The organism is Pseudochrobactrum kiredjianiae, from assembly GCF_030362795.1.
Lineage (GTDB): Bacteria > Pseudomonadota > Alphaproteobacteria > Rhizobiales > Rhizobiaceae > Pseudochrobactrum > Pseudochrobactrum kiredjianiae.
Genome location: NZ_JAUCBM010000021.1, coordinates 1 through 23,704 on the forward strand (window position 1 = coordinate 1; position 23,704 = coordinate 23,704).

A 23,704-nucleotide genomic window follows, 5' to 3' on the forward strand; every position below is an offset into this window, starting at 1 on the left:
CCCTTTAATTAAAGGTGTTTGAAAGTGGAATTTTCTCTGTTTAATAAACGAGGAGATTTTTATGAAAACGACTAGATTTACCGATCCACAAATCCTTGCAATCTTACGCCAAGCTGAGGGTGGTGTGTCTGTTCCTGAGCTTTGCCGCGAACACGGCATGAGCAATTCAGCATTTTATAAATGGCGCTCGAAATATGGCGGCATGGATGCCTCGATGGTCAGCCAGATGAAATCTATCGAGGATGAAAACCGTCGGCTAAAGAGAATGTTTGCTGACCTGAGCATGCAAAATGACTTACTGAAAGAAGCTCTTGGAAAAAAGTAACGGGGCGCTCGGAGCGTCGAGATATGGCCGTGATAGCTGCGAAACGGCCTGATGTCAGTATTGCGTGTGCATGCCGAGCTTTTGAAGTAAGCGAGACCTGTTATCGCTATAGCCCTCTTCTTCGTCATGAGAATGAAGAAATTGCAGATCTTCTGATTGGACTAACGGCAGCTAAAAAGACATGGGGTTTTGGATTGTGCTTTCTTTATCTTCGTAATGTCAAAGGCTATGGCTGGAACCACAAGAGGGTTTATCGTATTTATTGTGAGTTGGAGCTGAACCTTCGAATTAAGCCCCGAAAACGCCTTAAAAGGGATAAACCTGATGCTCTGGTAGTTCCAACAAAACCTAATTTGGTCTGGTCGATGGATTTCATGGCAGATCAGTTGGCAGACGGCCGGTCATTCCGGCTATTGAATGTACTGGATGATTTTAACCGTGAAGGCTTAGGCATTGAGGTGGATTTCTCTTTGCCAACAGAACGGGTTATTCGAAGTTTGAACCAGATCATCGAATGGCGCGGCAAGCCAGAGACTATACGCGTTGATAATGGCCCGGAATATATCAGTGGTAAACTTCTGGGGTGGGCTGAAAAACACTCTATTACCATCTTGTATATTCAACCAGGACAGCCTCAGCAAAATGCCTATATTGAACGCTATAACCGGACTGTCAGGCACGAATGGCTAGACCAATATATCATTGAGACAATTGAAGAAGCGCAAGCCTTCGCGACAGATTGGTTATGGACTTACAACAATGAACGTCCCAATATGGGCATAGGCGGAATAACACCCGCGCAGAAACTGAAAATGGCAGCATAAATTCCACGCCAGAACCCCGTTAAAAATGGGGGTATTACCCACGGGATCGACTTGATAAGACTTTCTCGAAAAACTTTGATACGGGGGCGGGCTTCAAAGGGTGTAACCATATAAAGATTCGTCAAAAAGTGATTCCTCGGTTAGATGGGTGTTATAAGACTTGGTACCAAGGAATTTGACTGGTATCAAAGGCAGCTATCGCTTTCGGCTTCCTCAGAGCGGACAAACCGCTTTCCACCCCAAATCTGGTCGCTGGCCAAGCGGTGAGGTGATGTCCGCTTTCGGACAAGCGCGTGCCCCGGCCGAACGGCCGGAATTACGCGCAAAGCAGCCAGTCGTATATAGCAGCAAGGGATTTCCGCCAGAGAACTGGAACATATGGCAAAAACACTATTTTGCCATGAGTGATGCCATTCTATTTCGCCGATATACGAAGTGCATCCAAAGTTTCTGGGGTGATGGTACCAGTTACTTTTAAGCCGTAGTCTCCCTGCAATCTTTGCAGTCCAGCCTTCATACTTTCACCAAGCACTCCATCAATATTGCCCGTGTAATATCCAAATGCAAACATAGCGAGCTGAACTTGCTTCACAATATCCTTAAATTTGTCAGCATTCCCTGGAAGCACCCTTAAAGGTGTAGCTGTCTCCGCGGAGCCGGTTTTAGACGGCGCGGATGGATATTTATTCGGAGCAGGAGCGGTGCGCACAGGAGGATTATATAGAGGCGCAGCATAGCTTGGTGAAGGTGCACTATAAGATGGACTACGATAAGAATATCCCCCGGTCGAAGAACGGTGGCTACTATGGCTACGGTGCGAACTGTGACTTCTATGCCCGGCCAGGGTGAAATCATGGTCCATTTTAAACACATCAAACAATGACTTCGTTTCTCCACTATCATCGATGGATAGTCGTGGCGGCATAGCCATGGCTTCAACCGGTAAAAATCCAGCAGCGAACAGCGATGGAATAGCAAATACTTTCTTTTTCATAACATCCTCAGCGCTTATAGCCGTGATTTTTCGGGTGCCACTCAAAAAAACCACCACAGTGTTCTTTAATAGCGCATCCGTTGCATTCTTCAAGATAAGTCTTTTTCCAGTCCGAAATTGTTGCTGGTGCTAATTCTCTGTAAGCTTCCGGCACAGTGCAAAGTGGAAAATTATAAAGTTTAGCTTCCAGCCCTCTACTTCGCACAATGTCCAGTCCAGCACCCAACTCCACAAAAGAATTCGAACTGTCAAAGAAAAGGGTATTCCAGTTCATACGGGCTCTGTTGCAAAAACCACATTGCTTGACAGATAATAGCCTGTTCTGAGTGACAGGAGCAGGAAATGTCTGATTTCAAGTGGCGCCATTTTCAGGGTGAGATTATCCTTTGGGCAGTGCGGTGGTATTGTCGCTACGGTGTCAGTTACCGTGATCTTGAGCAGATGATGGGCGAACGAGGCGTGGGAGTTGATCATTCCACGATTTATCGCTGGGTGCAGAAATACGCGCCGGAGATCGAAAAGCGGCTGCGTTGGCACTGGCGCCGGCCACAATCTACGAGCTGGCGTGTGGATGAAACTTATGTGAAGGTCCGTGGACAATGGACTTATTTGTATCGGGCGGTTGACAAGTTCGGTAACACGATCGATTTCTATCTGTCGTCGACCCGCAATGCCAAGGCGGCCAAGCGATTTCTGGGCAAGGCGCTGAATGGCTTGAAGGATTGGGAAAAACCAACCGTTATCAACACCGACAAGGCGCCGGCCTACGGCATCGCGATTGCCCAACTCAAGGCCGAAGGCAAATGCCCAAATGAGCTCGTCCACCGGCAGGTCAAGTATCTGAACAACGTTGTCGAGGCGGATCATGGCAAGCTGAAACAACTGATCAAGCCGGTGCGAGGGTTCAAGACCTTGAAATCAGCCTATGCGACGATCAAGGGTTTTGAGGTCATGCGGGCGTTACGCAAAGGACAAGCTGCCATTTTTAATCTCACCGGCGACATTCGTGGAGAAGCCCGGATTGTTGAACGAGCTTTCGGCATTGGACCGAGTGCACTCACAGAGGCGGTGGCGCTGCTCGCGCAGAATCTCGAAGGTCAGCACGTGTGACCGCGGAGAAAACAGGACCTCTCCAACCAACCGGAATATTTGCAACAGAGCCCATAGCTGTATCTTCAGCTTCTTGGCGTGTATCTGCACCCCAAAAAATACCGCGCTTTTGATCAACTTGTGAATAAGCAATAGCGCCCCAAATTCCGATACCGTCACTCTCAGGTGGTGTAGGCACTTGGTCGAGAATTACAGGGTCTGCAGCTAATGCAGAGCCTGATATTAATACCGAGACGATGCAGATAGTTTTAAAGAAATTTCGCATTTTCACACCTTAATAAAGACCGCGTGTTGAGTTAGGTTTAGTGACTTCAACACTTTTCTTTTCTGCGGCCGGTGCTGACCGGACTACAGCTTTAGGTTTTGGGCTTGGTACGGATTTTGTTTTGGCTACTTTATCAGCGGCAGCTTTTTCATTCGCTATTTGCGTTGCGATTTCTTTTGCAGCCTTGGTTGAAACAACTGTTCCATAAGGATCAGTTCCAGCAGCGTTTAAGGCTTGCTCATAACCATCCCACTCGCTCAAATCGATCACGTTGGATCACGCACAAGCACGCTGAATCACTAGGAAATTCGCGTATTTTTGGTCTTGCGTAGTGGGGGCGGTTTTGGCAAATTGGGGGCGGTTTAAGGGGTAAGAAACGGCATTCCGCCCCCAGCAAACGATCCCCGTTTCTCCTTGACCGATCCCAGTTGCGGGACAGGAGAAACGTGATGCCAAGCCTGACCGATACCGCGATCCGACATGCGTTGAAGCGGGTCGAAGCGAGCCAGAAGCAAGAAAACCTCGCCGACGGCGAAGGGCGCGGGACCGGACGGCTCGTCCTCGTCCTGAAGCCCATGCCCAAGCGCGTGACCGCCGACTGGATGGCGCAGCAATGGCGCGACGGCAAGCGCGCCAAAAAGAAGATCGGCGCCTATCCATCCATGCCCCTCGTCGAAGCGCGCGCGATCTTCAAGCGCGACTATGCCGACGTCATCCAGAAGGGCCGGAGCATCAGGATCGCGACCGATACGCGGCCCGGAACTGTCGCCGACCTGTTCGAGGGCTATGTCGCCTCGCTCAAGAGCGCAGGCAAGCCGTCGTGGAAGGAAACGGAAAAAGGCCTGAACAAGATCGCCGACACGCTTGGCCGCAACCGTCTCGCTCGCGAGATCGAGCCCGATGAGATCGTCGAGGTGATCCGACCAATCTACGACCGTGGGGCACGGGCGATGGCCGACCACGTCCGCGGCTATATTCACGCAGCCTTTGGCTGGGGCATGAAGTCCGACAACGACTATCGGAACACTTCGCCACGCCGTTTCCGAATTCCCTTCAATCCGGCCACAGGCATTCCGACCGAACCCAAGGTCCAGGGCACGCGCTGGCTCGACGAGGACGAGTTCGTCCGTCTCTATCGCTGGCTGGAAAGCCCCGACACGCCCATCCACCCGCCCTACACCCGCGCCGTTCGCATTCTCATGCTGACCGGCCAGCGGGTCCAGGAAATCGCTCGCCTCCACATCGACCAATGGGATGCCAAGGAGCGGATCATCGACTGGTCAAAGACCAAGAACCTTCAGCCGCATGCCGTCCCAGTGCCGTCGCTCGCCGCCGAGTTGCTCGAAGCCATCAACGTGAACGAATATGGCTGGTTCTTCCCATCCGCGACGGATCCGTCGAAGCCGGTCAGCCATGGCACGCTTTACTCGTTCATGTGGCGCCAGCGCGATCGCGGCGTCATCCCCTATGTGACGAACCGCGATCTCCGCCGCACCTTCAAGACCTTGGCGGGCAAGGCGGGCGTCTCGAAGGAAATCCGCGACCGTCTCCAGAACCACGCGCTTCAGGACGTCAGCTCCAAGAACTACGACCGCTGGAACTACATGCCCGAGAAGCGGGCCGGCATGGCGAAGTGGGACAAATTCGTCCGCGCGATGCTGGCAAAGAAGAAAGGCGACGGCGCCTTGAAGAAGGCAGCGTGAGCGGTCGGCTTCTCGTGCTGGCCGCCGCCGCCACGCTCGGCTACGCCGCCCCGGCCCACGCAGATCCGTGCGAAGGCACTCTCCCCACGCGGGCAGGCGTCCAGTTCTCCGGCATCGTCCGATATGTGGGAGATGGCGACGGCCTCTGTGTCGGGCGAACGGCGGACCCCAATGAGTGGATTGAAGTCCGCCTCGCCGATTTCAATGCCCCGGAACTACACACTCCCGGCGGTCCTGCGGCCAAGGCGGCGCTCGAACGCCTGGCCCTACAGCGCGAAGTCATATGCGCATCCGAGCACGGGCACGGCGGCCGTGTCCGGTCCTTTGACCGCGTTATCGCGCGCTGCCGGATCAGCGGAGCCAGTCTTGGCGACCTGCTGCGTCAGGCCGGCGTAGCCGAGGGCGGCAACTGATGCGATCCATCTCACCATTGACTCGATATAGCTTGGAGGCTATATGACTTGGAACGTCAGACTCCATAATGCCTTCGAGGCGGAGTTTCTGGCTTTCGAGCGCGAGGTCCAGACCGAATTGCTGGCGGTCGCGAAGCTGCTGGGCGAATACGGCCCGCAGCTCGGTCGGCCCTATGCCGACACGCTCAAAGGCTCGAAACACGCTAACATGAAGGAGATGCGTTTCTCGGCTGCCGATGGCGAATGGCGTGCTGCCTTCGCCTTCGATCCCGAACGGAAGGCTATTCTTCTCGTCGCGGGAGACAAATCGGGCGGCAGCCAGAAGCGCTTCTACAAGCAGCTTATCGCAAAGGCGGACAGCCGGTTTTCCGATCATTTGGGAAACCTGAAATCTGCGAAGAAAGGATGATCCTATGGGACGGAGCCTCGATGAGGTCATTGCTTCCCTGCCCCGCGACCAGCAGGAGCAGATTGAAGCGCGCTATGACGAGCTTCGGCAGGAGGTCGAAGGACTCCGCGAATTGCGGCAGATCGCCGGCAAGGCCCAGGAAGATGTCGCAACGGCCCTCAACATCAAACAACCTTCCGTTTCCAAGATCGAGAACCAGGCGGATATGTATCTCTCGACGCTGCGTAGCTACGTCGAGGCTATTGGCGGGAAGCTCGAACTAACGGTGAAGCTACCGGCCCGGCCTCCGGTGCGGATCGAACATTTAGGCGATCTCGCTCAGCCGACCACGAAAGCGTCTGGTCGCAGGGCTGGGCCTCGACGGAGGATTGCTTGACTCCTCAGACGATCGCTCGGCTTCTAGCTTCCATGAATGCGGGCCGCCTGCTGGTTGTCTGCGGTGCTGGGCTGTCAATGGCGCCACCGAGCAGCCTGCCGTCAGCGCGCGCGGTCGCCGAGCGCTGTTTCGACAAATACCGTCTTGAATCGGACCCGACCTGCGACCTTGTTCTTCGGGATAATCTTGAGGCTCTCGCTGAGCACTTTGCCGGCCTGAGCACCCTGCAGTCGGTCTTCATCGAACATCTGGTGCCTTGGCCTGCTTTCGTGCGCCCTTCCAACACAGGGCACGCCGCGATAGCGGACTTCCTTATCACCCGCGCCGCCGTCGCCGGCATATCGAGCAATTACGACACTTTGATCGAACGTCGCGCATGGGACTATGGCGCTGACTTTCGCGGCTCGCTCGACGGCGACGAGGCCATTGGCGACGCCATTCGTCAGGCACCCTTGCTGAAATTCCATGGTTGCTCCCACCGCGACAGGCCATCCACCGTCTGGGCGACGTCGCAGCTCGACGATCCGACGATTTCCGCCCGCATTGCCCGAAGCAAGGTGTGGATGGCAGCGAACCTTCGGCATAAGGATCTTCTCGTCGTCGGGTTCTGGTCGGATTGGGAATATCTTAACGCCGTAATCGGCGAAGCCCTGATAGACGTGCAGCCTCTGTCTGTAACGGTCATCGATCTCTCGGCGACAAACGCGCTCGAGCAGAAGGCGCCGCAGCTTTGGCAGATAGCGCACGCGCAAAACGTGACCTTTGAGCATGTCCAGGAGTCGGGAGCCGTGGCCTTGGACGAGCTTCGCCGCGCGTTCTCATCAAACTATCTGCGCCAAGTCCTCGACGCTGGACGGGCGGCCTTCGAGCAAGCGACCGGCGTCGATTGCGATCCGGCATGGCTTGAAATCGGGGATTTCGACAGCGAGGCGCTGTATGGCCTCAGGCGAGATGCGGAAGGCGTTCCGGCGGCGGAGCCGGCGAAGCTGCTGCGCCCCGGCAGTCCCGAGGCGCTGGGCTTTTTTCATCTGCTGCTGCGCCAGGCTGGAGCCGTACAACGCGCCGATGGCTATGAGCTAAACGGTCGAAGCATTCGCGTCATCAACGGGACGCAGTCCATCCTCGGGACGCTGCGGGGAAAGTTTGTTGAACCGCCCGCTGCGATGCAGTCGGACATTGTTGTTGCGGTCGGTGCGACCGACTTGGGCGTCCCGGACAACGTGGTTCGCAGCGGGCGCGCAGGCGACGTCATTCGCCCTGACGCGGCGGGCGAATGGTTCGACCTCCAAGGGGCAAGAGGCGCGCTGGGCATCTAATGGACATCTTTATACAAGCCGAAATCGTCCTACGCGACGCCCAGTACGAGACATGGACATGGGCCGGCTCCGCAGGTCCCGTAACCTGCTTCGAGAACGCGGCGCTGATGGGATTTGTCCATGTCTTCGACACCGCGGACGCGCTCCTCGGTGGCTGGAAAGCAAATCAACAGGTTGCTCTTGCACGCCATGCCGCTTCGTTGCGCGGCGCCGGAGCAAAGGCCTGGAACGTCTATTCGGTCTTGCTGACCCCCGATCAGGATCCGCGCCGCGGACGAGAGATCGAGCGAATCGAAGAGGATTTTTCTCTCACGCGAAAGATCGCTAGAGCCTCGATCACGACAACGGAAGACGTCGAAAAGGCGCTGCTGCCGTTGCTCTCGATCCGCTCGAAGCCACTGCTCGGCGCGTCTAACTTCGAGACGAGACTTCGCACCCGGCTCAAAGATATTCCGGCGGACGCCGTCACGGCGTTCCTCAATGACACGTCGTCCGCAGAGGTCGCTCGCATATTGGGAGCGACTTCGTGAGGCTCGATTTCATCGAAATATGCGGTTTTCGCGGATTTAGGGATCTCGTCCGAATCAACTTCGGTCGTGGCTTCACCGTCATCACCGGCCGCAACGGCGTGGGCAAGAGCACGCTATGCGATGCAGTCGAATTTGCGATCACCGGCTCCATCGACAAATACGCCGTCGAGAAAGCCGCGAAAGAGAGCCTCAGCGATTATCTCTGGTGGCGTGGCGAAGGTGTGCCCAAAGCCCATTATGTTACGGCTTCGTTTATCGACGATGACGGGAAACCATTCACTATCAAGCGGACTCGGGAGTCCGGCTCCGATCGTTCGCCAGAGGAGATCAAAGCTGCGCTTTGCCGCGGTCCTGCGCCGGACGACGCGCTTCGTCAGCTCACCCGGACGTCGATCATCCGCGACGAATGGATCGCGGCGCTCAGCCTGGACCTTACCGAAACGGAGAGGTTCGATCTCGTCCGATCGGCACTCGGCGCAGTGGAAGGCTCCGAAGCGGGCAGCAGAGCAAAGGAAGTCGTGGCGGCCGCCGAAGCTGCCCACGCCAAGGATGAAGCCGCCTATGACAATGCTCGCACGCGGCTGGCCGACAGGCTTACGCAGCAGTCGGAGACGCAAGCCGCACTGAGCCGGTCAGGTGATGTCTCCGCCGCAATTCAGGTGATCGCCACAGCGGCCCCAGATGCGCCCCCCGAGCTGAGTGCTCGCCTGATCGCAGGTCGAAATGCGTTGGCGAACGCACGCGCCCGGTTGGCCCGGATGGGGGAAGCGCTTCAACTCGGTCGTGAAGTCGCAGCGACACAGGCCGCCTTTAACGCACCGGAGGCGCTTGCCGAACGCGAGGCCGCATCGGTTGCGCATGAGACTGCCCAGCGCGACCACGAGTCCGCCCAGAACACCGTTTCGGATGCCGAACAGCGCCTCGGCCGTGAGGAAGAGGTTGACGCGATCGCGGCCTCTCTGAGCATTCTCGTAGAGCACGGTGAGCGCCTCGGATTGCACGACGATCATTGCCCACTTTGTGCGGCCCACCGGACGTTGGATGAGTTCGCAGCAGGTCTAGCCGCAGCCCGGTCCCGCATTATTTCGCTGGCGTCGGGCGTTCAGGGAGCCCGCGATGCTCTCGCGGCCGCGAAGGAGAACGCACAGCAACCCAGCTTGGCCTTCAAGGCAGCGGCCGCTGTAGTCGAAGGTCATGCAGACGAGTTGCGCCAGTTGCGCGACCAGGAAGCCGCGCATGTCGGTTTCTACACGCAGTGGGGGCTCGATCACCGCTTCATCCAAGATCCTGACGGGCTGGAGCAGGCCATCTCTGTCGAACGCGACCGTTTCATTGATCTTGAGCGCGCGCTTCTGGTCCTGGAAGCGTCTCAAGCGGTCTCGCGGATGTCGTCGATCGAAAGCAACATCTCGGCTCTGCGAGCTGAAATAGAGAAACTGGCCGGAGCGGTAAGCCAGTCGCAGAACGCCGTCACAGCAGCTCGTGAGATCGAACGCTCGGTTAGGCGCGTGAGCGCGGAAATCATTGATGAACGGCTCGCTCAGATCAGTCCGCTACTCAACGAACTTTATCAGCGCCTGCGACCGCATGCCGACTGGCGGACGATCGATTACAGCATCCGCGGCGACGTCCGTCGATTTCTCAGCCTCAAGGTCGGAGACGGCCTGAACCCGCAATTTGTCTTCAGCAGCGGCCAGCGCCGCGCAGCAGGTTTGGCCTTCCTTCTCTCAGTCCATCTTGCGCGCGCTTGGACGCCACTCAGGTCTCTCCTCCTCGACGATCCCGTTCAACATATCGATGATTTCCGGGCGCTTCACTTGGTCGAAGTGCTCGCCGCTCTCCGCTTGGATGGGCGCCAGATCATCTGCGCCGTCGAGGACCCTGCGCTGGCCGATCTGCTGTGCCGGCGCTTGGTTAGCACCGCGACGGAGGGAGGCCGGCGTTTCGATATCGACCTTGGTCCGCTCGGCGCCACAAGCGTTGTCATTGACCAAGAAATCCATCCAATGCCGGTCGGTGTTCTACGTGGTGTTGTCACTGCATGAAGGCCGAGAGCGCGCAAATCGAACCTCCGGCATCGCGCGAGCGTCAAGCGCACGGCCCTTGGAGCGACCTGGCGTGTTGATTGCCGCTAAGAACTGACCCGGTGGGGGTGCGGACAAAAACTTGGACTATCATGGAGGTAGTTCATGTATTCCTACGAAGACCGGATACGAGCAGTTGCGCTTTACATCAAGCTGGGCAAGCGCCCGAAAGCGACTATTCGCCAGTTGGGCTATCCAAGCAAGAACGCTTTGAAGGGCTGGTACCTGGAATATGAGCAACATCTTGAACTGCGTTTAGGATTTGCACCTCGAGCCCCGAAGTTTACACAAGCCCAGAAGGAAGCGGCTGTTGCGCACTACCGCACGCATGGTCGTTGTGTTTCTGCAACGATGCGCGCCTTGGGCTATCCTGGTCGTGCAATGTTGACCGCATGGGTTCGGGAGGCGTTCCCTGAAGCTCAAGAATCTACAGTTGGTAGGGCTGCTCCTCCACGATATCCGGAGACATTGAAGAAGACTGGCGTCGTGGGGCTTTATAATCGGCAAGAAAGTGCGCAGTCCCTGGCTGAAAAGCTCGGCGTATGCAGACCGACACTGTATAACTGGAAAAACCAGTTACTTGGTCCGGAGGCTCCTGCAATCATGAAACGTAAGAACAACTCGCCGCCAGTGCCAGAGCGAGAAGAATTAGAGCGTCAGCTCGAAACACTGCAGCACGATATACAGAAACTGCAGCTTGAGCACGACCTTTTGAAGAAAGCGAATGAAATTCTAAAAAAAGACCTGGGCGTCGATCTGCAACTCCTGAGTAATCGGGAGAAAACGCTGTTGGTTGACGCCCTAAAAGATCTTTATCAACTCTCCGATCTGCTTGCTCAGTTGCGACTGGCGCGCAGTTCATATTTTTATCATCGAGCCCGTATGAGGGTGACCGACAAGTACCTCACTATACGTCAGAACATCACCGAAATCTTCGAAGCCAACCGTCGATGCTATGGCTACCGCAGGCTACAGGCGTCATTGGCCAAACAATGCGTTACAATCTCAGAGAAGGTTGTGCAGCGCTTGATGAAGCAGGAGAACTTGATCGTTGCCACGCCAAAGCGGCGTCGATACCGCTCTTATCTTGGAGAAATCAGTCCGGCACCCGAGAACCTTATTAATCGCGACTTCCAGGCCTCAGCCCCAAACGAGAAATGGCTGACCGATATCACTGAATTCCATATCCCGGCTGGCAAAGTGTATCTCTCACCCATCATCGACTGTTTCGATGGTTTGGTTATCAGCTGGTCTATCGGAACGAAACCCGATGCGGAATTGGTCAATATGATGCTCGATACCGCCATAGAAACTCTCACAGGTAGAGATGAGCGGCCAATATTGCATTCTGATCGTGGTGCACACTATCGCTGGCCGGGTTGGCTATCGAGGATTAGTCATGCGAAGCTGGTGCGTTCAATGTCCCGCAAGGCGTGCTCCCCAGATAACGCTGCGTGCGAAGGCTTCTTCGGAAGGCTGAAAACAGAGTTCTTTTATCCCAGCGATTGGAAGAACACCACACTCGAGCAGTTTATCAATGAAGTTGATGGCTACATTCGGTGGTACAACGAGAAACGGATCAAGATAGCGCTTGGCGCTCGAAGCCCAATCGAATATCGAAACAGTCTTGGCATTGTGACGTAAAACCAGTCCAAGTTTTTGTCCGCACCCCCACTGGGTCAGTTCTCAGTGACAATCAACACTATGGCGATTCCGAGCGGAGAGGCTCGCCCTATAGCCGCCAGGTATCAACGGTTCCGCGGCCTTGACGGGCCGGACCCGCTTTCTTCGGCGCGCTTGATCAGTCGAAATCCTCCGAAACCCTTTTAAAACAAGACCTTTTCCATAAGCCTCCCGGAGGAAGAAGACCACGGTATGACTTGCTGTCTATGCTCCGCGCACATATAGATGTGGCAATGGATGGACCTCGAGATCGAAACATTTTTGGGGCGTTCGCACTCATGATCAGCGACGACATCGTTCGCGCTAGTTCATCGCGGGCGCCGGAAGCTGGACCCGCCGCCTCAGCGCTGGCGTTGCTCGCGCACAAGCCCGGGCTCTCGATCCGTATGCTTGCGGTCGGGGTGGGCCTTTCACATGCGGGGACCGTTCGCCTAGTGGATCGATTGGCCACCGAGGGATTGATCGAGCGTAGGGAGCATTCGACAGACGGGCGCGCGCGATCTCTCTATCTTACTACAGTTGGCAAGGTCGCGAGCGACGAGGTCCTAGCCTCGCGCGATCAAGTGATTGCCGAAGGGCTATCGATCCTTAATCCAGACGAACTGAAAATCTTATCGGACATCGCTGAACGCGTTCTTCGCAATCGCTTGGAAAACCTGGAGCAGTCATACCGCATCTGCCGGCTGTGCTGCTACGAGGGTTGCACGAACTGCCCCATTGATGCCGAATTGTATGAACGAGGTGTAGACCGTGAGAAGAGCGACGACGCGTAGAAGGCTCGCAATCTCGGCCTGTAGCGACGCGTCGCGCTTTCGACTCCATTCTCCAGGTATTAAGACAGTATCTCCGACTTGCTCATTGAGCTGATCTATCCAAACGCCAGGTCGGACGCGCGAAGTGGCAACTATAGCCCCAGGATAGCGTACCAGGTATCTTTGGTGCTCTGGCTCCGCCTCCCAAAAGGGTTCTTCCGGATTGATTTCCGACACGACCGGGCCAGGCCAGCGACCTGATGCCTCGATCTCGGCGATGGTCGCCAGGGCGACTTCCTTCTGCATCTCGGTGGTATAGAAAATTGCCGATCGATAGCTCGGACCGACATCGCTGCCCTGTTGCTCGTAGGTTGTGGGGTCGTGGACCTGGAAGAAGAGCTCCAAGAGAGAGCGATAACTGAGAACGGAAGGGTCAAAGGTCACTTCCACTGCTTCCGCATGACCGTGATGTCTCGCATAGGTCGGATCAGGCATTTCTCCGCCTATGTAACCGACACGCGTCGATACGACTCCCTTCGCTCGGCGCAGCAAATCCTCCATGCCCCAGAAGCAGCCGCCTGCGAGAACCGCTCGCTCTGTTGCGACCGCCTCATTACCGGTAGCTGATTGGCTCACAGTCCGTTCGCCTTTCTCTGCAAGCGCCAAGGTCAAGCCAGCCTCGTGGGATCCGCAGCCTGATTGGTGCTCGAGAACTCGGTCTGTACGTCGGAACCCCGGACAAGAGTTAAATCAACCGGACACCGATCAGCGATCGCGAGAATTCGAGCGCGCTGATCATCACTCAGCGGCCCATCGAGGGCGATGGTGCGGGTGAATCGGTCGGGCGGCATCATGTCCGGCACCTTCTCGTGCTGCACGGTCGTGCTCGCCCGTTCGAGCGGAAAGCCCTTGCGGTTTGCATAGAGACGCATCGTCATCACCGTACAGGCTGCGAGGCCGGCGGATACCAGTTCGTAAGGAGATAGGCCGGTTCCGAGACCACCGACCGTCGCTGGCTCATCGGCGAACAGAGTGTGCTCGCCACTGCGGACCTTGAGCTGGAACGTCCCCTCAAGAGTTTCGGTGGCGACGACGCCCTCGGCGACCTCGACCTGCGGAAGATCCGTGGTGAGTGGTGGGAGAAAGCGGCTTGCCCAAGCCGCCACCATAGCCGCGGCGTAGTTGGCGTCTGAAACATCGGTGAGAAGGTGATCCGCGTTGTCGAGAGAGATGAAGCTTTTTGGATGCCTGGAGGCGACGAAGATGCGCGACGCGTGGTCGATCCCGACCACCTGATCCAGCGGAGAATGCATCACGAGCACCGGACGTCGCAGAGAGGCAATGGACTTCTCGACGTCGATCCCCTCAACCGCCTCAAGGAACCCGCGGCGAATGAGGAAGGGCCTACCGGCGATCTCCACCGAAGCCTCGCCCTCGCTCGCGATGGTGTCCAGATCATTCGGTCCGAAGAGGCGCAAGATATGCTGAAGGTCGGCCGGCGCACCAATCGTCGCGACCGCCGCAATATCAGGCAAGTCGGCGGCGGCTACGATCGCAGCGGTGCCACCCAGGCTGTGCCCGACGAGGAGGGACGGTGACATGCCCGCCGCCGCCATAGCCTTTGCGGCTGCCCGTAGGTCCTCGACGTCCGACGCAAAGTTCACAGGTTCTCCCGTCCCACCACCGATCCCGGTCCCGGCGAAATCGAACCTCAAGACCCCGATGCCCGCACGCGACAGCGCGCGCGAGATGTAAACGGCGGCGCGACTATCTTTCCCGCAGGTGAAGCAGTGGGCGAAGATCGCCCAGCCCCGCGGCGTCCCTTCCGGCGGTTCGAGGTGCCCGGAAAGCTGAGAGCCAGCCCCAATAGCAAACGTGAATGTTTTTTCTGCCATGTCCATCGAACCTCCAGCAATTGGCTTGGCCGTTCCGCTCCCAGAACCTTCGACGGAACTGAGCGGAGCGCGCCGCCAAACGAATAATCGTCATCTCAGGGTATCATTTATATGCCTCGCGCATATAGACAAGCCCCTAGATCGTGATTATATGCGCCAAGCATACTTCTGCGGCCTGCTCTCCGAAGGCGGTCTCACGGAAGAGGCATCAGTCAGGCGCATGGGCCAAAGGACTATGGAACTCAATCAAGTCAGCTATTTCATCAACTTGGCCGAGACGCTGAATTTCACAGCGGCCGCTCGCTTGAGCGGTGTGTCACAGCCAAGTCTGACCCGCGCGATCCGCCGCTTGGAAGATGAGCTTGGCGGGCCGCTGATCTATCGCGACGGGAAGAATAGCCGCCTGACTGGCCTTGGCCATGACGTCGAGGCAGAATTCCGGCGCATGGTGGTCGCGATGAAGAGCGTTCGCAATCACTCGGAGCACTGGGCGATGGGGGGGCACCGCGTGCTGGATGTTGCCGTCGCGCCCACCGTCGGACCAAAGGAATTTACGGCATTCTTCGAGAGCGCATTGGCGGAGATGCCATCCATCGAAATCAAGCTGCACTCGCTCCAGTCGAACGAGGACACATCGGAGGTGCTTTCAGGAAAATACCACGCGTGCATCATGCCGCGTGAAACAAGACCGGAACGCAAGCTGGATGTGCATCCTCTATTTCGGGAGCGCTTCGTGCTCGGCTGCTCTGCAAACCATCCCTTAGCAGCCAGTGAGATCGTTAGCGGCGAGGACCTACTCGAATTTCCTTTCGTTGATCGCCTGAAATGCGAGTTTCGCGATCAGATCCTCGATCACTTCGCGCCGCGGGACTTGCTCATGCAACCCCGCTTTCGATCAGATCGCGAGGACTGGGTGCAACGGGTCGTCGCTGACGGCCACGCCATATGCATTCTTCCGGAACGATCGGCCACCGTGCAAGGCCTCGTTACTCGGCCGATCGACGGATTTGACTTGGAGCGCGAAGTCGTGATCGCGACGGTATCCGGCTCCACGGCAACGGTCGAGATACGGAAGATCGCGCAACTGGCAGCCCGGTACGAGTGGAACTGAATTACGACTTGAAGAGCTTCGGCGCTATGGAAACTATACGCGCAGCGTATTGGACAAATCTGAGGCGTACTGCGATAGTCGACGCGATGACTGCCAAGATAAATGACAGTGTGTCTAGCTCTCTAGATTAATTATTGGAGACTATCATGAAGTTTGAAAAGTCACAGACAGCAGTTGACCGCCTGACCCCCGAGCAACGCCGGATTACCCAGGAGTCGGGGACCGAAAGGCCCTTCACGGGCGAGCACAACGACAACAAGGAGCCTGGCATCTACGTCGACATAGTGTCGGGCGAGCCGCTGTTCGCTTCAACGGACAAGTTCGATTCGGGTACTGGCTGGCCCAGCTTCACCAAGCCGATCGTTCCGGCAAACGTGAACGAGGTGCGGGACAGCGCACACGGCATGGTCCGGACGGAGGTCAGGTCGGTACATGCCGACAGCCATCTCGGCCACGTGTTCCCAGATGGTCCTTCCGACCGCGGCGGTCTGCGCTACTGCATCAACTCAGCGTCCCTTCGCTTCATCCCGCGCGACGAAATGGAGGCCGAGGGATACGGTGAATATCTCGATCAGGTAGAGGAGGCTTAACATGCATCAGCGCGCTATTCTCGCAGGCGGATGTTTCTGGGGCATGCAGGATCTGATCCGCAAGCGGCCCGGCATCGTCTCGACTCGTGTAGGTTACACTGGCGGCGATGTTCCGAACGCCACTTATCGCAATCACGGCACGCATGCCGAGGCGATCGAGATCGTTTTCGACCCGGCGGTGACGAGCTACCGGAACATCCTGGAATATTTCTTCCAGATCCACGATCCGACGACCAAGAACCGCCAGGGCGGTGATATTGGGCTCTCCTACCGGTCGGGCATCTATTACGTCGACGAGGAGCAGAAGCGCGTCGCCGAGGACACGATCGCCGACGTGGATGCCTCCGGGCTGTGGAAAGGCATAGTGGTCACTGAAGTCGTCCCGGTCGGAGATTTCTGGGAGGCCGAGCCCGACCACCAAGATTATCTGGAGAAACGGCCGGGTGGCTACACATGCCACTTCCCCCGTCCCGACTGGGTTCTTCCGAAGCGGCGTGAGGCTGGCGATGTGCAGCCTGCGGCCGACACCGCAGCGGAATAGTCTTCACTGACGTTGCCGCTGCGCCGCTCGGGTTCGCACTCTTCTTGACCGTGTCGTCAAACGACGCGGTCATCGGACCCCGCATTGATGAGGTGGTCATTTGAGTCAGCCGCCGTCGTAGCAACAGGATCGCAGAATTATGCCAGACCTCTCATCATTTCCGGTCACGCAGCGCTGGCCGGCCTCTCATACCGACCGCCTGCAATTGTACGCCGCGCCAACGCCCAATGGCGTCAAAGCCTCGATCATGCTGGAGGAGACTGGCCTGCCGTACGAGCCCCACCTGATCGACATCTCGAACAACGAGTCGAAGGACCCAGCGTTCGTCTCGTTAAACCCGAACGGCCGCATACCGGCGATCATCGATCCGGCGGGCCCGGACGGCAACCCCATTGCCGTTTGGGAATCCGGTGCGATCCTTATCTACCTGGCCGACAAGACGGGCCAGTTCATTCCGAGTTCACCCGCCCAACGTTACGAAACCTTGGCCTGGGTATTCTTCCAGGTGTCGGCCATCGGGCCGATCTTCGGTCAGCTTGGCTTTTTCCTGCGGTGGGGCGGTAAGGACTATGAGGACAAACGGCCTCGGCAGCGCTTTGTCGATGAATCCAAGCGTCTCCTCGGCATCCTGGATCGCCAACTGGAAGGCCGTGATTGGCTCGTCGACGACTATTCGATTGCGGACATCGCGACGCTCGGCTGGGTGAATGCGCTGGTTGAACTCTACGCTGCTGGCGACATCCTTAGCCTCAGCGACTATTCGAACATCCAGAAATGGCTCGGCCGTGGCTTGGCTCGACCGGCAGTGCAGCGTGGCCTGCAAATCCCTGCGAGGTCGGCATGAGCGTCATCGCCGCCTACTATTACAACGAAGGCAAGCGAATCCGGGAAATCGCGATCGACGAGCGCGTCCAACTCGACAAGGGTCGCTCGGGTTTCTGCTGGATCGCTCTTCTGGATCCCACCGCCGACGAACTTCACGCGCTTCAGGCGACGTATCACCTCCATCCGTTGGCAATCGATAACGCGATGCACCCGCTGTGCCCGCCCAGGCTCGACGTCTACAACGGCGAGCTATACATCGTCGCGCAGACCGCCGAACTGGTCGGCGACCGGATCAGCTACGGCAAGATGGCGATCTTCACCGGTCACAATCACCTCATCACCGTGCGGCACGGCAACGCCGGAGCGCTGGGCAAACTTCGGGCGCAACTCGAGGCATCGCCGACGCAGTTCGGCAAGGGTGTCGACTATGTGCTGCATGCGATCCTGCACCGCGTGGTCGACCAGTATCTGCCCATCTTCGAAATGATCGAGGACGACGTCCTGGCCATGGAACGACGGTCGCTGCACGACTTCCTCGGGCCAGAAGAGGTGGCGCGAATCTTCGAACTAAGGTCCGAACTCACGCGGTTCCAGCGCACGCTCGGGGCTATGGCCGAGCTGGTGCAAAAGCTCGTTCGCGGCCACTTTCCCTGCATCAGCGCCGAAATGACACCATATTTCCACGACGTCGCGGACCATGTCCACCGCGTGCAGTCCATGGTCGACGGCCTCCTGCTTGTCCTGTCCACGGTCTTTGAGGCCAGCAGCCTTCTGGAAGCGCAAAGGATCGGGGTGGTCACCCGCCAGCTCGCTGCCTGGGCGGCGATACTCGCAGTCCCGACGGCGATCGCCGGAATATACGGCATGAACTTCAAGAACATGCCGGAACTGAACACGACCTATGGCTACTTCGTCGTGCTCGGGCTGATCGCGGTGTCCAGCCTCATCCTGTTCGTGCGCTTCAAGAAGTCCAAGTGGCTATGAACTCCGCACTCCGCGCTCTTCTCCGTCATCTGATGGACCAAAGCACGACTTGTGCGGAAGCGCGTCCAATCCAACTCGATATGAAAGTGCGCGCATGACATCCGAAGTGACCGACGTTCTAGAAGCAGTCCAGTCGTTCATCGCCAAGGGCTATGACCGCGAATACCGCGTCAAGGACGGCAATCTCGTTGATCTCGAACTTGGATCGATCCTCGACGCGTGCACCATTCGCGTCGATGCGGCATTACGCCTCGAGAGCGGGGATGACGGCGAAGACGCCTCCAACATCTACGCAATCACCGATCCAGCGACCGCGCATAAGGGCTTGTTGATCGACGCCTTCGACGTGTTTCACGAAATCTGCCCCCGCGACTTGTCCGAGCGCCTTGTGGCGCATCGGGAAACAGCACCGGCAGGTGACCAGGACGCGCCGAGCAAGCACGGACTACGGAAAGTCTACAAGAGCGAGTTTCACAGCGATCCCGAGCGTTACGTTCTGCGCGAGGGCTTTCCAGACTTCCCGCCATGCCCTTTCGGCCAATCCTTCAGCATCCTCGGCTTCGATACCGCCGAGCAGGAATATGTCTGGCTCGTCACGAGCATCATTCGAGATCCTCGGCTGATCAGGGTTCCATACCAGGGCGAAGACGTCATCAGCGACGAATAGCGGTGTCGCTTAGCCGGAAAGGCTGGCCTTCCTGGCCCACACATCTGCAGGCTGAACTTTAAGAACATCGAAAATTAGGAGGTGATTATGGACTGGAACAAGGACCACATACGAGAAACTATGCTCTTGCTGGAGACAGCAGCGTTGCACAGCGCTCGCGAAAACTACCTGGACTATGTCTCTACCGCTCGGCTCGATCGGAGCGAACCGATCGAAAACGACGAACTAGCTCAGGCCGAGGTCGCGAGCGACTTCGCTGAAGCGCTCGATGACACGCTCCATGACTACGCCAATAAACTCGAAAAGCTCAGGACGATCGATTTCGGCCCCAAGTTGGCCGTCAACGAAGGCGCTGTCGTCAAGCTGTCCGGCCGCCACTTTGTGATCGCGGTGTCAACGAGCAAGTTTACCTGTCAGGGGCGTGAGCTCATGGGCATTTCCACGATGGCGCCGATCTTCGAAGCGATCGAGGGTGCCCGAGCCGGGGAGACCGTGCAGTTCAACGGCCGGGACCTCACCGTAGAAGACGTGGAATAAAGCCCTCCACCGCAGCCGGCGCGCTAGTGCCGAACGCCCTGCATCTCTTTCTGCATGCATACGGTCACTTGCAGCCGCGTTGACCTGGCTCATCAAAGGCAAACTCATGACAACACCTTCATTCTTCATCACCCCCGGATACGGGACGCGCCTGCATGACGCGCTTCATTATTCTCAGGCAATGCGCATTGGTGACCGCGTGGAGATCTCCGGACAGGGCGGATGGAACGACGATCTCGTCATTCCGGAGTCGATTGAGGAAGAGATCGAGCAGGCGTTCAAGAACGTGGAACGGACGCTCGCGACCGCCGGAGCACGCTGGCCGCATGTGGTCCACGTCAATTCCTATCACGTCGGTGGATTCCCTCCCGTGATCAACGAAACAATGGCCAAGCTGTATCGCCACTACATGCCCGACCGCGCTCCAATCTGGACGCAGTTGGGAATCGAAGCGCTGGGGCTTCCAACCATGCGTATCGAAATTCGCGTAACAGCTATCATCGCCTGACCCCGCGGTTCGTGCAGGCGCCGTGCCGCGCTAATCCCGCACGCCCTGCGCCCGCTTCTCCATGCATATCATCGTATCGAGAGATCCGGTTATCATCGGCGTGCTCGGAGAACGGGGGGCCGCCTTGGCCTGGTTGGCGCGCCTCGGCTGCCTGCGGGCGATGGCCAGCACTGCCAGGAGCGTGAGCAACGCCGCCGCATAAAGGAACAGGCCGCCAGGGCCGACGATATTCATTGCAGCTGCTCCTATTAGGGGGCCAGCGGCTGTCCCGATCCCGTTGAGCAACAGAAGCCCGCGCGCGGTGCCGAGTAGCCGACCGGCCGGAAGATCGTCGTTTGCGACGGCGAGACACAACGAATAAATCGGGATGCCAAAGCCGCCGAACAGCGCACCTGCCGCAAGGAGCAGCGGCAGAGGCGCTTCCACCGCCAACGCTACGCCGATGGCAGACGCTGCGGACGCCAGCGCCGCACCGGCGATGACAAGATTCCGGGGCACTCGATCCGAAAGCCAACCGAGTGGCCAATGGAAGGCGAGCGTTCCACCAAGAACCGCAGCCATGAAGGCGGAGATACCGCCCACATCGAGGCCGATGCTCTGGGCGAAGTTCGCGCCCATGCCCCAGAAACCACCGATAGCCAGGCCGGCCAGGAAAGCGCCAGCCGCAGCGAGAGGTGATACGAGGACGAGGTCCCTGAACGCGACCCATTCCTGTTCCACCTGGGCCGGCGGATGACTGGGCAGCAAGGTGATCGGAACCACCGCCGCTGATATCAGCAGCGACACGATGAGGAACAATGTCACGTCGGCGGGCGGTGCGATGTTGAGTAACGCCTGCCCGATTGCCCATGAGCCCATAGAGACAACTCCGAATATCGACAGGAGCTGCCCGCGTGTGGATGGCAATGCGTGGGCGTTGAGCCAACTCTCCGTTGCGAGGATCATGCCCGCGTAGGCGAAGCCGGTAATCAGGCGAAGCGGCATCCAGGCGATCGGCTCCACGAACGCCACATGGAGAAGGGCGGTCATCGAGGCAATGGCCGCGAAGCCGGCGAAGGTTCTGACATGTCCCACGGAGACGATGATCGGTGGCAACACGAGCGCGCCGATCGTGAAACCCGCGAAATAGAAGGACATCATCGCGCTGATCGCGCCGGTCGAGAACCCCTTATGGCCGGCTCTCACGATCAGGAGCGTGCTCAGCAGGCCATTGCCCAGCAGCAGAGCGGCGACGCTCAGCAGCAGCGCCGCCACCGGCGCGAGAACGAGGCCGCGCTTGCCCGCCGACCTCATGGTATCCATCGCCGGGCTCGTTCTCGGGCCTGACTTGAGGGTTGATACTCTGCCGCACTGATGAACTGGTCGAATGCTTCGCACCAGATGACGACCGTGTTGTAGTCACGGACATCGATGCCGGCAGGCACCTCGACGATGAAGCCGTTGAACGTCTTCACATCGCCCACGCGGACTGATCTGTCCTTGATTAGGAGAAAGGCCTCCTTCGTGTCGACGAAACGTGGTGCGAGGTAGAGCTTGTAGTCGGGACCAGGGGCGAGGCGCCCGATATGGGCGATACGGTCGCGCGAGACCCGGATCTCGCCTTCCCCCCAGTGAAGCAGGTCGCTGCCTTTGAGATCGCGGGCCAGACGCCCTGCGTAGAGCGTCTCGGCTGAGATGGTCCGCAAGGCCGCCGCGTCCGGGGCCTGGGGGGCGGTCAGGATCGGCAGCGTGTAGACACCGCCCGCGAAGCCCATGGCGAGCATCGCGAGATGGGTGGCAATCAGGATGACCCAGCGCCGCATCGGTTACACCAGCTCCAGTCCCTTCACGAGCTGATCGGCGTCGAGATGGAAGTCCGAGAATACGATGCGGCCGCCAGCGTCCATCACGGAGAACCAGGGCGTTCCCCGCGTGCGGTAGTCCTCCATGAAGGTGGGAAGCGTCGCGCCGGCAGGTGGCTCGTCCTGACCGAACGCGACAGGAAGCGCATACTTGAGCTGGTTCACGCGCAGCTTCTCGAAGGTGTTCTCATCCGCTCCTTCGAAGACGGTCTGGATCACCGCGAAGCCCACGCCCTTGGCGCTCAATGCACCATGCAACCTTTGTAGCGTCGGAAATCCATGCAAATGGCAGCCACGGCACCAGTGCTGGAAGGCGAAGAGGACTTTCGGGCCGGTGCCGAGATCCGACAGCTTGAGCGGCGCGATGCTTTCTCCATCCGCGCCAATCCATCTCTGCACCCGCAGCTCGGGGGCTTGTCGTTCGTCGACGCTCATCTGATCCTCCAATTCCGATGCAGAAGTCCGATGAGTGGTCGCGTGTGGCGATGGCACGCGAACCTCACCGCCTTGATCCCCTACAGGTTGTAGGATGCGAGTTCGCCGACCGATACCTCGTGGCCAGCCCCGCCGTTCTTCCGTCGGTGTGTCACCGCCGCCCCTCAATGACAAAGGCGCGATAGCGGGAACCGGCAAAACGGTGCGCAGCGATGGTTTGGTAGGCGGGGCTATGATACCAATCACGGGCGGCCTGCATCGTCGGGAACCGCAAAATTACGGCCCCTTCGACGGGCGGCCCCTCCAAATGCTCCATCGCGCCATAAGCGGCGAGAAAGGTTACGTCGTGGCCATCGAACGATGGGCCGACGCCTGCAGAATAGGTTGCGAGTTCTTCCGGATCGGTGGTTTCTTCGCGGGTGAAGACGACGAACGCTTCCATCTTAAAGTCTTTCATAAGGTCGCATCTGCAGGCCACCGCCGCTGGCGATGGCCTTAAAGTCGTCAGGCTGGCAGCTCGAACCCGATTTTCGTGAGTGCCTCGACGCACGCATCCTGATCCTGCTGATAGTTGCCTCCGGAGATGCCGATCCCGCCGATCAACTTCCCGTCTTCCAGGATCGGATAGCCTCCGCCGACAGCGACCATCCGGGGGCGATAGGCCAGCGGCGCCACTTTTGGATCGTTCGAAACATAGTCGTTCCAGACATGGGTGGGGTACCCAAACGAGGCGGAACTCCAAGCCTTGTCGATGGCAACATCGACGGTGAGAAACGGCGCGTCATCAGTGCGCTCGAACGCGCGCAGGTTACCGGTGGCGTCGACGACGGCGACCGCAGCCGGGATGCCGATTGTACGTGCCGCGGCGATCGCCGCGTCGATGAGGGCGACGGCGGTTTCGCGGTTGATCGAGGCGGTGGCAATGGATTTCGTCATGAAATTTCCTTCGCCGTGGCGTAATCCGTCCGGCGTTCTTGAGGTTAGAA

The 23,704-nt window shown here is 58.1% G+C and carries 28 protein-coding genes and 1 pseudogene; 19 read left to right on the forward strand and 10 right to left on the reverse strand.

All coding sequences use genetic code 11. From position 1 onward, the window contains the following. Positions 1 to 61 precede the first annotated feature (61 nt). A protein-coding gene (locus QUF18_RS18870; RefSeq protein ID WP_113946470.1) for an IS3 family transposase occupies positions 62 to 1,149 on the forward strand; the annotation gives its coding sequence in 2 pieces (ribosomal slippage) (positions 62 to 323 and positions 323 to 1,149; 1,089 coding nt in all). Positions 1,150 to 1,564: 415 nt separating this feature from the next. Here QUF18_RS18870 and hxsA read toward each other — a convergent pair. Beyond that, on the reverse strand, positions 1,565 to 2,143 hold the full coding sequence (gene hxsA, locus QUF18_RS18875; protein WP_289388820.1) for a His-Xaa-Ser repeat protein HxsA: 579 nt from the start codon (positions 2,141 to 2,143) through the stop codon (positions 1,565 to 1,567). Between the two features lie 7 nt (positions 2,144 to 2,150). Continuing rightward, the gene (locus QUF18_RS18880; protein ID WP_289388821.1) at positions 2,151 to 2,417 is read right to left on the reverse strand and encodes a hypothetical protein; all 267 of its coding nucleotides are present in this window, start codon (positions 2,415 to 2,417) and stop codon (positions 2,151 to 2,153) included. A gap of 68 nt (positions 2,418 to 2,485) precedes the next feature. Here QUF18_RS18880 and QUF18_RS18885 point away from each other — a divergent pair, with 68 nt between their 5' ends. After that, entirely contained in the window at positions 2,486 to 3,253 is a 768-nt protein-coding gene (locus QUF18_RS18885) for an IS6 family transposase (protein ID WP_213630892.1), read from the forward strand. A 274-nt stretch (positions 3,254 to 3,527) separates the two neighbouring features. On the opposite strand, the gene QUF18_RS18890 is transcribed toward QUF18_RS18885, so the two are convergent. Beyond that, the gene (locus QUF18_RS18890; RefSeq protein ID WP_289388823.1) at positions 3,528 to 3,788 is read right to left on the reverse strand and encodes a hypothetical protein; all 261 of its coding nucleotides are present in this window, start codon (positions 3,786 to 3,788) and stop codon (positions 3,528 to 3,530) included. 179 nt (positions 3,789 to 3,967) lie between these two features. Between QUF18_RS18890 and QUF18_RS18895 the strand changes: the two genes are divergently transcribed. The 9 genes from QUF18_RS18895 (at position 3,968) to QUF18_RS18935 (ending at position 12,805) form a co-directional block, all read left to right on the forward strand. Next, positions 3,968 to 5,221, forward strand: coding sequence for a tyrosine-type recombinase/integrase (locus QUF18_RS18895; protein ID WP_092160922.1), 1,254 nt, complete (start codon positions 3,968 to 3,970; stop codon positions 5,219 to 5,221). Next, positions 5,218 to 5,634: a thermonuclease family protein gene (locus QUF18_RS18900; protein WP_092160923.1), complete on the forward strand. Its 417-nt coding sequence runs from the start codon at positions 5,218 to 5,220 to the stop codon at positions 5,632 to 5,634. Before QUF18_RS18895 ends, QUF18_RS18900 begins: the two co-directional genes overlap by 4 nt. A 43-nt stretch (positions 5,635 to 5,677) precedes the next feature. Then, positions 5,678 to 6,043, forward strand: a complete 366-nt coding sequence (locus QUF18_RS18905) for a type II toxin-antitoxin system RelE/ParE family toxin (protein ID WP_092160924.1) — start codon at positions 5,678 to 5,680, stop codon at positions 6,041 to 6,043. 4 nt (positions 6,044 to 6,047) lie between these two features. Then, positions 6,048 to 6,419, forward strand: a complete 372-nt coding sequence (locus tag QUF18_RS18910; RefSeq protein ID WP_092160925.1) for an XRE family transcriptional regulator — start codon at positions 6,048 to 6,050, stop codon at positions 6,417 to 6,419. Continuing rightward, entirely contained in the window at positions 6,416 to 7,735 is a 1,320-nt protein-coding gene (locus tag QUF18_RS18915) for an SIR2 family protein (protein ID WP_092160926.1), read from the forward strand. Before QUF18_RS18910 ends, QUF18_RS18915 begins: the two co-directional genes overlap by 4 nt. Continuing rightward, positions 7,735 to 8,265 (forward strand): hypothetical protein, encoded by a 531-nt coding sequence (locus QUF18_RS18920; protein WP_092160927.1) that lies wholly within the window; start codon positions 7,735 to 7,737, stop codon positions 8,263 to 8,265. Before QUF18_RS18915 ends, QUF18_RS18920 begins: the two co-directional genes overlap by 1 nt. Beyond that, complete coding sequence (locus QUF18_RS18925; RefSeq protein WP_092160933.1) at positions 8,262 to 10,310, forward strand: ATP-binding protein; 2,049 nt, start codon at positions 8,262 to 8,264, stop codon at positions 10,308 to 10,310. Before QUF18_RS18920 ends, QUF18_RS18925 begins: the two co-directional genes overlap by 4 nt. A 144-nt stretch (positions 10,311 to 10,454) precedes the next feature. Continuing rightward, complete coding sequence (locus tag QUF18_RS18930) at positions 10,455 to 11,993, forward strand: IS3 family transposase (protein ID WP_112013580.1); 1,539 nt, start codon at positions 10,455 to 10,457, stop codon at positions 11,991 to 11,993. Between the two features lie 317 nt (positions 11,994 to 12,310). After that, positions 12,311 to 12,805 (forward strand): MarR family winged helix-turn-helix transcriptional regulator, encoded by a 495-nt coding sequence (locus tag QUF18_RS18935; RefSeq protein ID WP_219628103.1) that lies wholly within the window; start codon positions 12,311 to 12,313, stop codon positions 12,803 to 12,805. Positions 12,806 to 12,887: 82 nt separating this feature from the next. Here the strand turns inward: QUF18_RS18935 and msrA (QUF18_RS18940) are convergent. Together msrA (QUF18_RS18940) and QUF18_RS18945 are read right to left on the reverse strand one after the other, a co-directional pair. Continuing rightward, positions 12,888 to 13,345 (reverse strand): annotated as a pseudogene (gene msrA, locus QUF18_RS18940) (peptide-methionine (S)-S-oxide reductase MsrA). 107 nt (positions 13,346 to 13,452) lie between these two features. Further along, positions 13,453 to 14,685 (reverse strand): bifunctional alpha/beta hydrolase/OsmC family protein, encoded by a 1,233-nt coding sequence (locus QUF18_RS18945; RefSeq protein ID WP_116089482.1) that lies wholly within the window; start codon positions 14,683 to 14,685, stop codon positions 13,453 to 13,455. A 229-nt stretch (positions 14,686 to 14,914) separates the two neighbouring features. Between QUF18_RS18945 and QUF18_RS18950 the strand changes: the two genes are divergently transcribed. The 8 genes from QUF18_RS18950 (at position 14,915) to QUF18_RS18985 (ending at position 20,442) form a co-directional block, all read left to right on the forward strand. Beyond that, the gene (locus QUF18_RS18950) at positions 14,915 to 15,790 is read left to right on the forward strand and encodes a LysR family transcriptional regulator (RefSeq protein WP_289388824.1); all 876 of its coding nucleotides are present in this window, start codon (positions 14,915 to 14,917) and stop codon (positions 15,788 to 15,790) included. Positions 15,791 to 15,936: 146 nt separating this feature from the next. Beyond that, positions 15,937 to 16,380 (forward strand): peptide-methionine (R)-S-oxide reductase MsrB, encoded by a 444-nt coding sequence (gene msrB, locus QUF18_RS18955; RefSeq protein ID WP_116089488.1) that lies wholly within the window; start codon positions 15,937 to 15,939, stop codon positions 16,378 to 16,380. A gap of 1 nt (position 16,381) precedes the next feature. Continuing rightward, on the forward strand, positions 16,382 to 16,921 hold the full coding sequence (msrA, locus tag QUF18_RS18960) for a peptide-methionine (S)-S-oxide reductase MsrA (RefSeq protein WP_289388825.1): 540 nt from the start codon (positions 16,382 to 16,384) through the stop codon (positions 16,919 to 16,921). A gap of 139 nt (positions 16,922 to 17,060) precedes the next feature. After that, on the forward strand, positions 17,061 to 17,765 hold the full coding sequence (locus QUF18_RS18965; RefSeq protein WP_289388826.1) for a glutathione S-transferase N-terminal domain-containing protein: 705 nt from the start codon (positions 17,061 to 17,063) through the stop codon (positions 17,763 to 17,765). Further along, positions 17,762 to 18,730: a magnesium and cobalt transport protein CorA gene (locus QUF18_RS18970; protein WP_289388828.1), complete on the forward strand. Its 969-nt coding sequence runs from the start codon at positions 17,762 to 17,764 to the stop codon at positions 18,728 to 18,730. Before QUF18_RS18965 ends, QUF18_RS18970 begins: the two co-directional genes overlap by 4 nt. A gap of 94 nt (positions 18,731 to 18,824) precedes the next feature. After that, positions 18,825 to 19,397 carry a hypothetical protein gene (locus QUF18_RS18975; protein ID WP_116089486.1) on the forward strand — a complete coding sequence of 191 codons (573 nt, stop codon included), beginning with the start codon at positions 18,825 to 18,827 and terminating at the stop codon, positions 19,395 to 19,397. An 87-nt stretch (positions 19,398 to 19,484) separates the two neighbouring features. Beyond that, the gene (locus tag QUF18_RS18980; protein ID WP_004099042.1) at positions 19,485 to 19,934 is read left to right on the forward strand and encodes a hypothetical protein; all 450 of its coding nucleotides are present in this window, start codon (positions 19,485 to 19,487) and stop codon (positions 19,932 to 19,934) included. Between the two features lie 106 nt (positions 19,935 to 20,040). After that, a complete protein-coding gene (locus QUF18_RS18985) occupies positions 20,041 to 20,442 on the forward strand; it encodes a RidA family protein (protein ID WP_004099044.1) in 402 nt (133 codons plus the stop codon). Between the two features lie 30 nt (positions 20,443 to 20,472). Here QUF18_RS18985 and QUF18_RS18990 read toward each other — a convergent pair whose 3' ends face one another. The 5 genes from QUF18_RS18990 to QUF18_RS19010 form a co-directional block, all read right to left on the reverse strand. After that, positions 20,473 to 21,744 (reverse strand): MFS transporter, encoded by a 1,272-nt coding sequence (locus QUF18_RS18990; protein ID WP_004357638.1) that lies wholly within the window; start codon positions 21,742 to 21,744, stop codon positions 20,473 to 20,475. Next, a complete protein-coding gene (locus QUF18_RS18995; RefSeq protein WP_004357637.1) occupies positions 21,732 to 22,244 on the reverse strand; it encodes a DM13 domain-containing protein in 513 nt (170 codons plus the stop codon). Before QUF18_RS18995 ends, QUF18_RS18990 begins: the two co-directional genes overlap by 13 nt. 3 nt (positions 22,245 to 22,247) lie before the next feature. Further along, complete coding sequence (locus QUF18_RS19000) at positions 22,248 to 22,718, reverse strand: TlpA family protein disulfide reductase (RefSeq protein WP_011191345.1); 471 nt, start codon at positions 22,716 to 22,718, stop codon at positions 22,248 to 22,250. A 151-nt stretch (positions 22,719 to 22,869) separates the two neighbouring features. Continuing rightward, complete coding sequence (locus QUF18_RS19005) at positions 22,870 to 23,175, reverse strand: DUF1330 domain-containing protein (protein ID WP_004357632.1); 306 nt, start codon at positions 23,173 to 23,175, stop codon at positions 22,870 to 22,872. Positions 23,176 to 23,222: 47 nt separating this feature from the next. After that, the gene (locus tag QUF18_RS19010) at positions 23,223 to 23,654 is read right to left on the reverse strand and encodes a GlcG/HbpS family heme-binding protein (protein ID WP_004357630.1); all 432 of its coding nucleotides are present in this window, start codon (positions 23,652 to 23,654) and stop codon (positions 23,223 to 23,225) included. Positions 23,655 to 23,704: the final 50 nt, after the last annotated feature.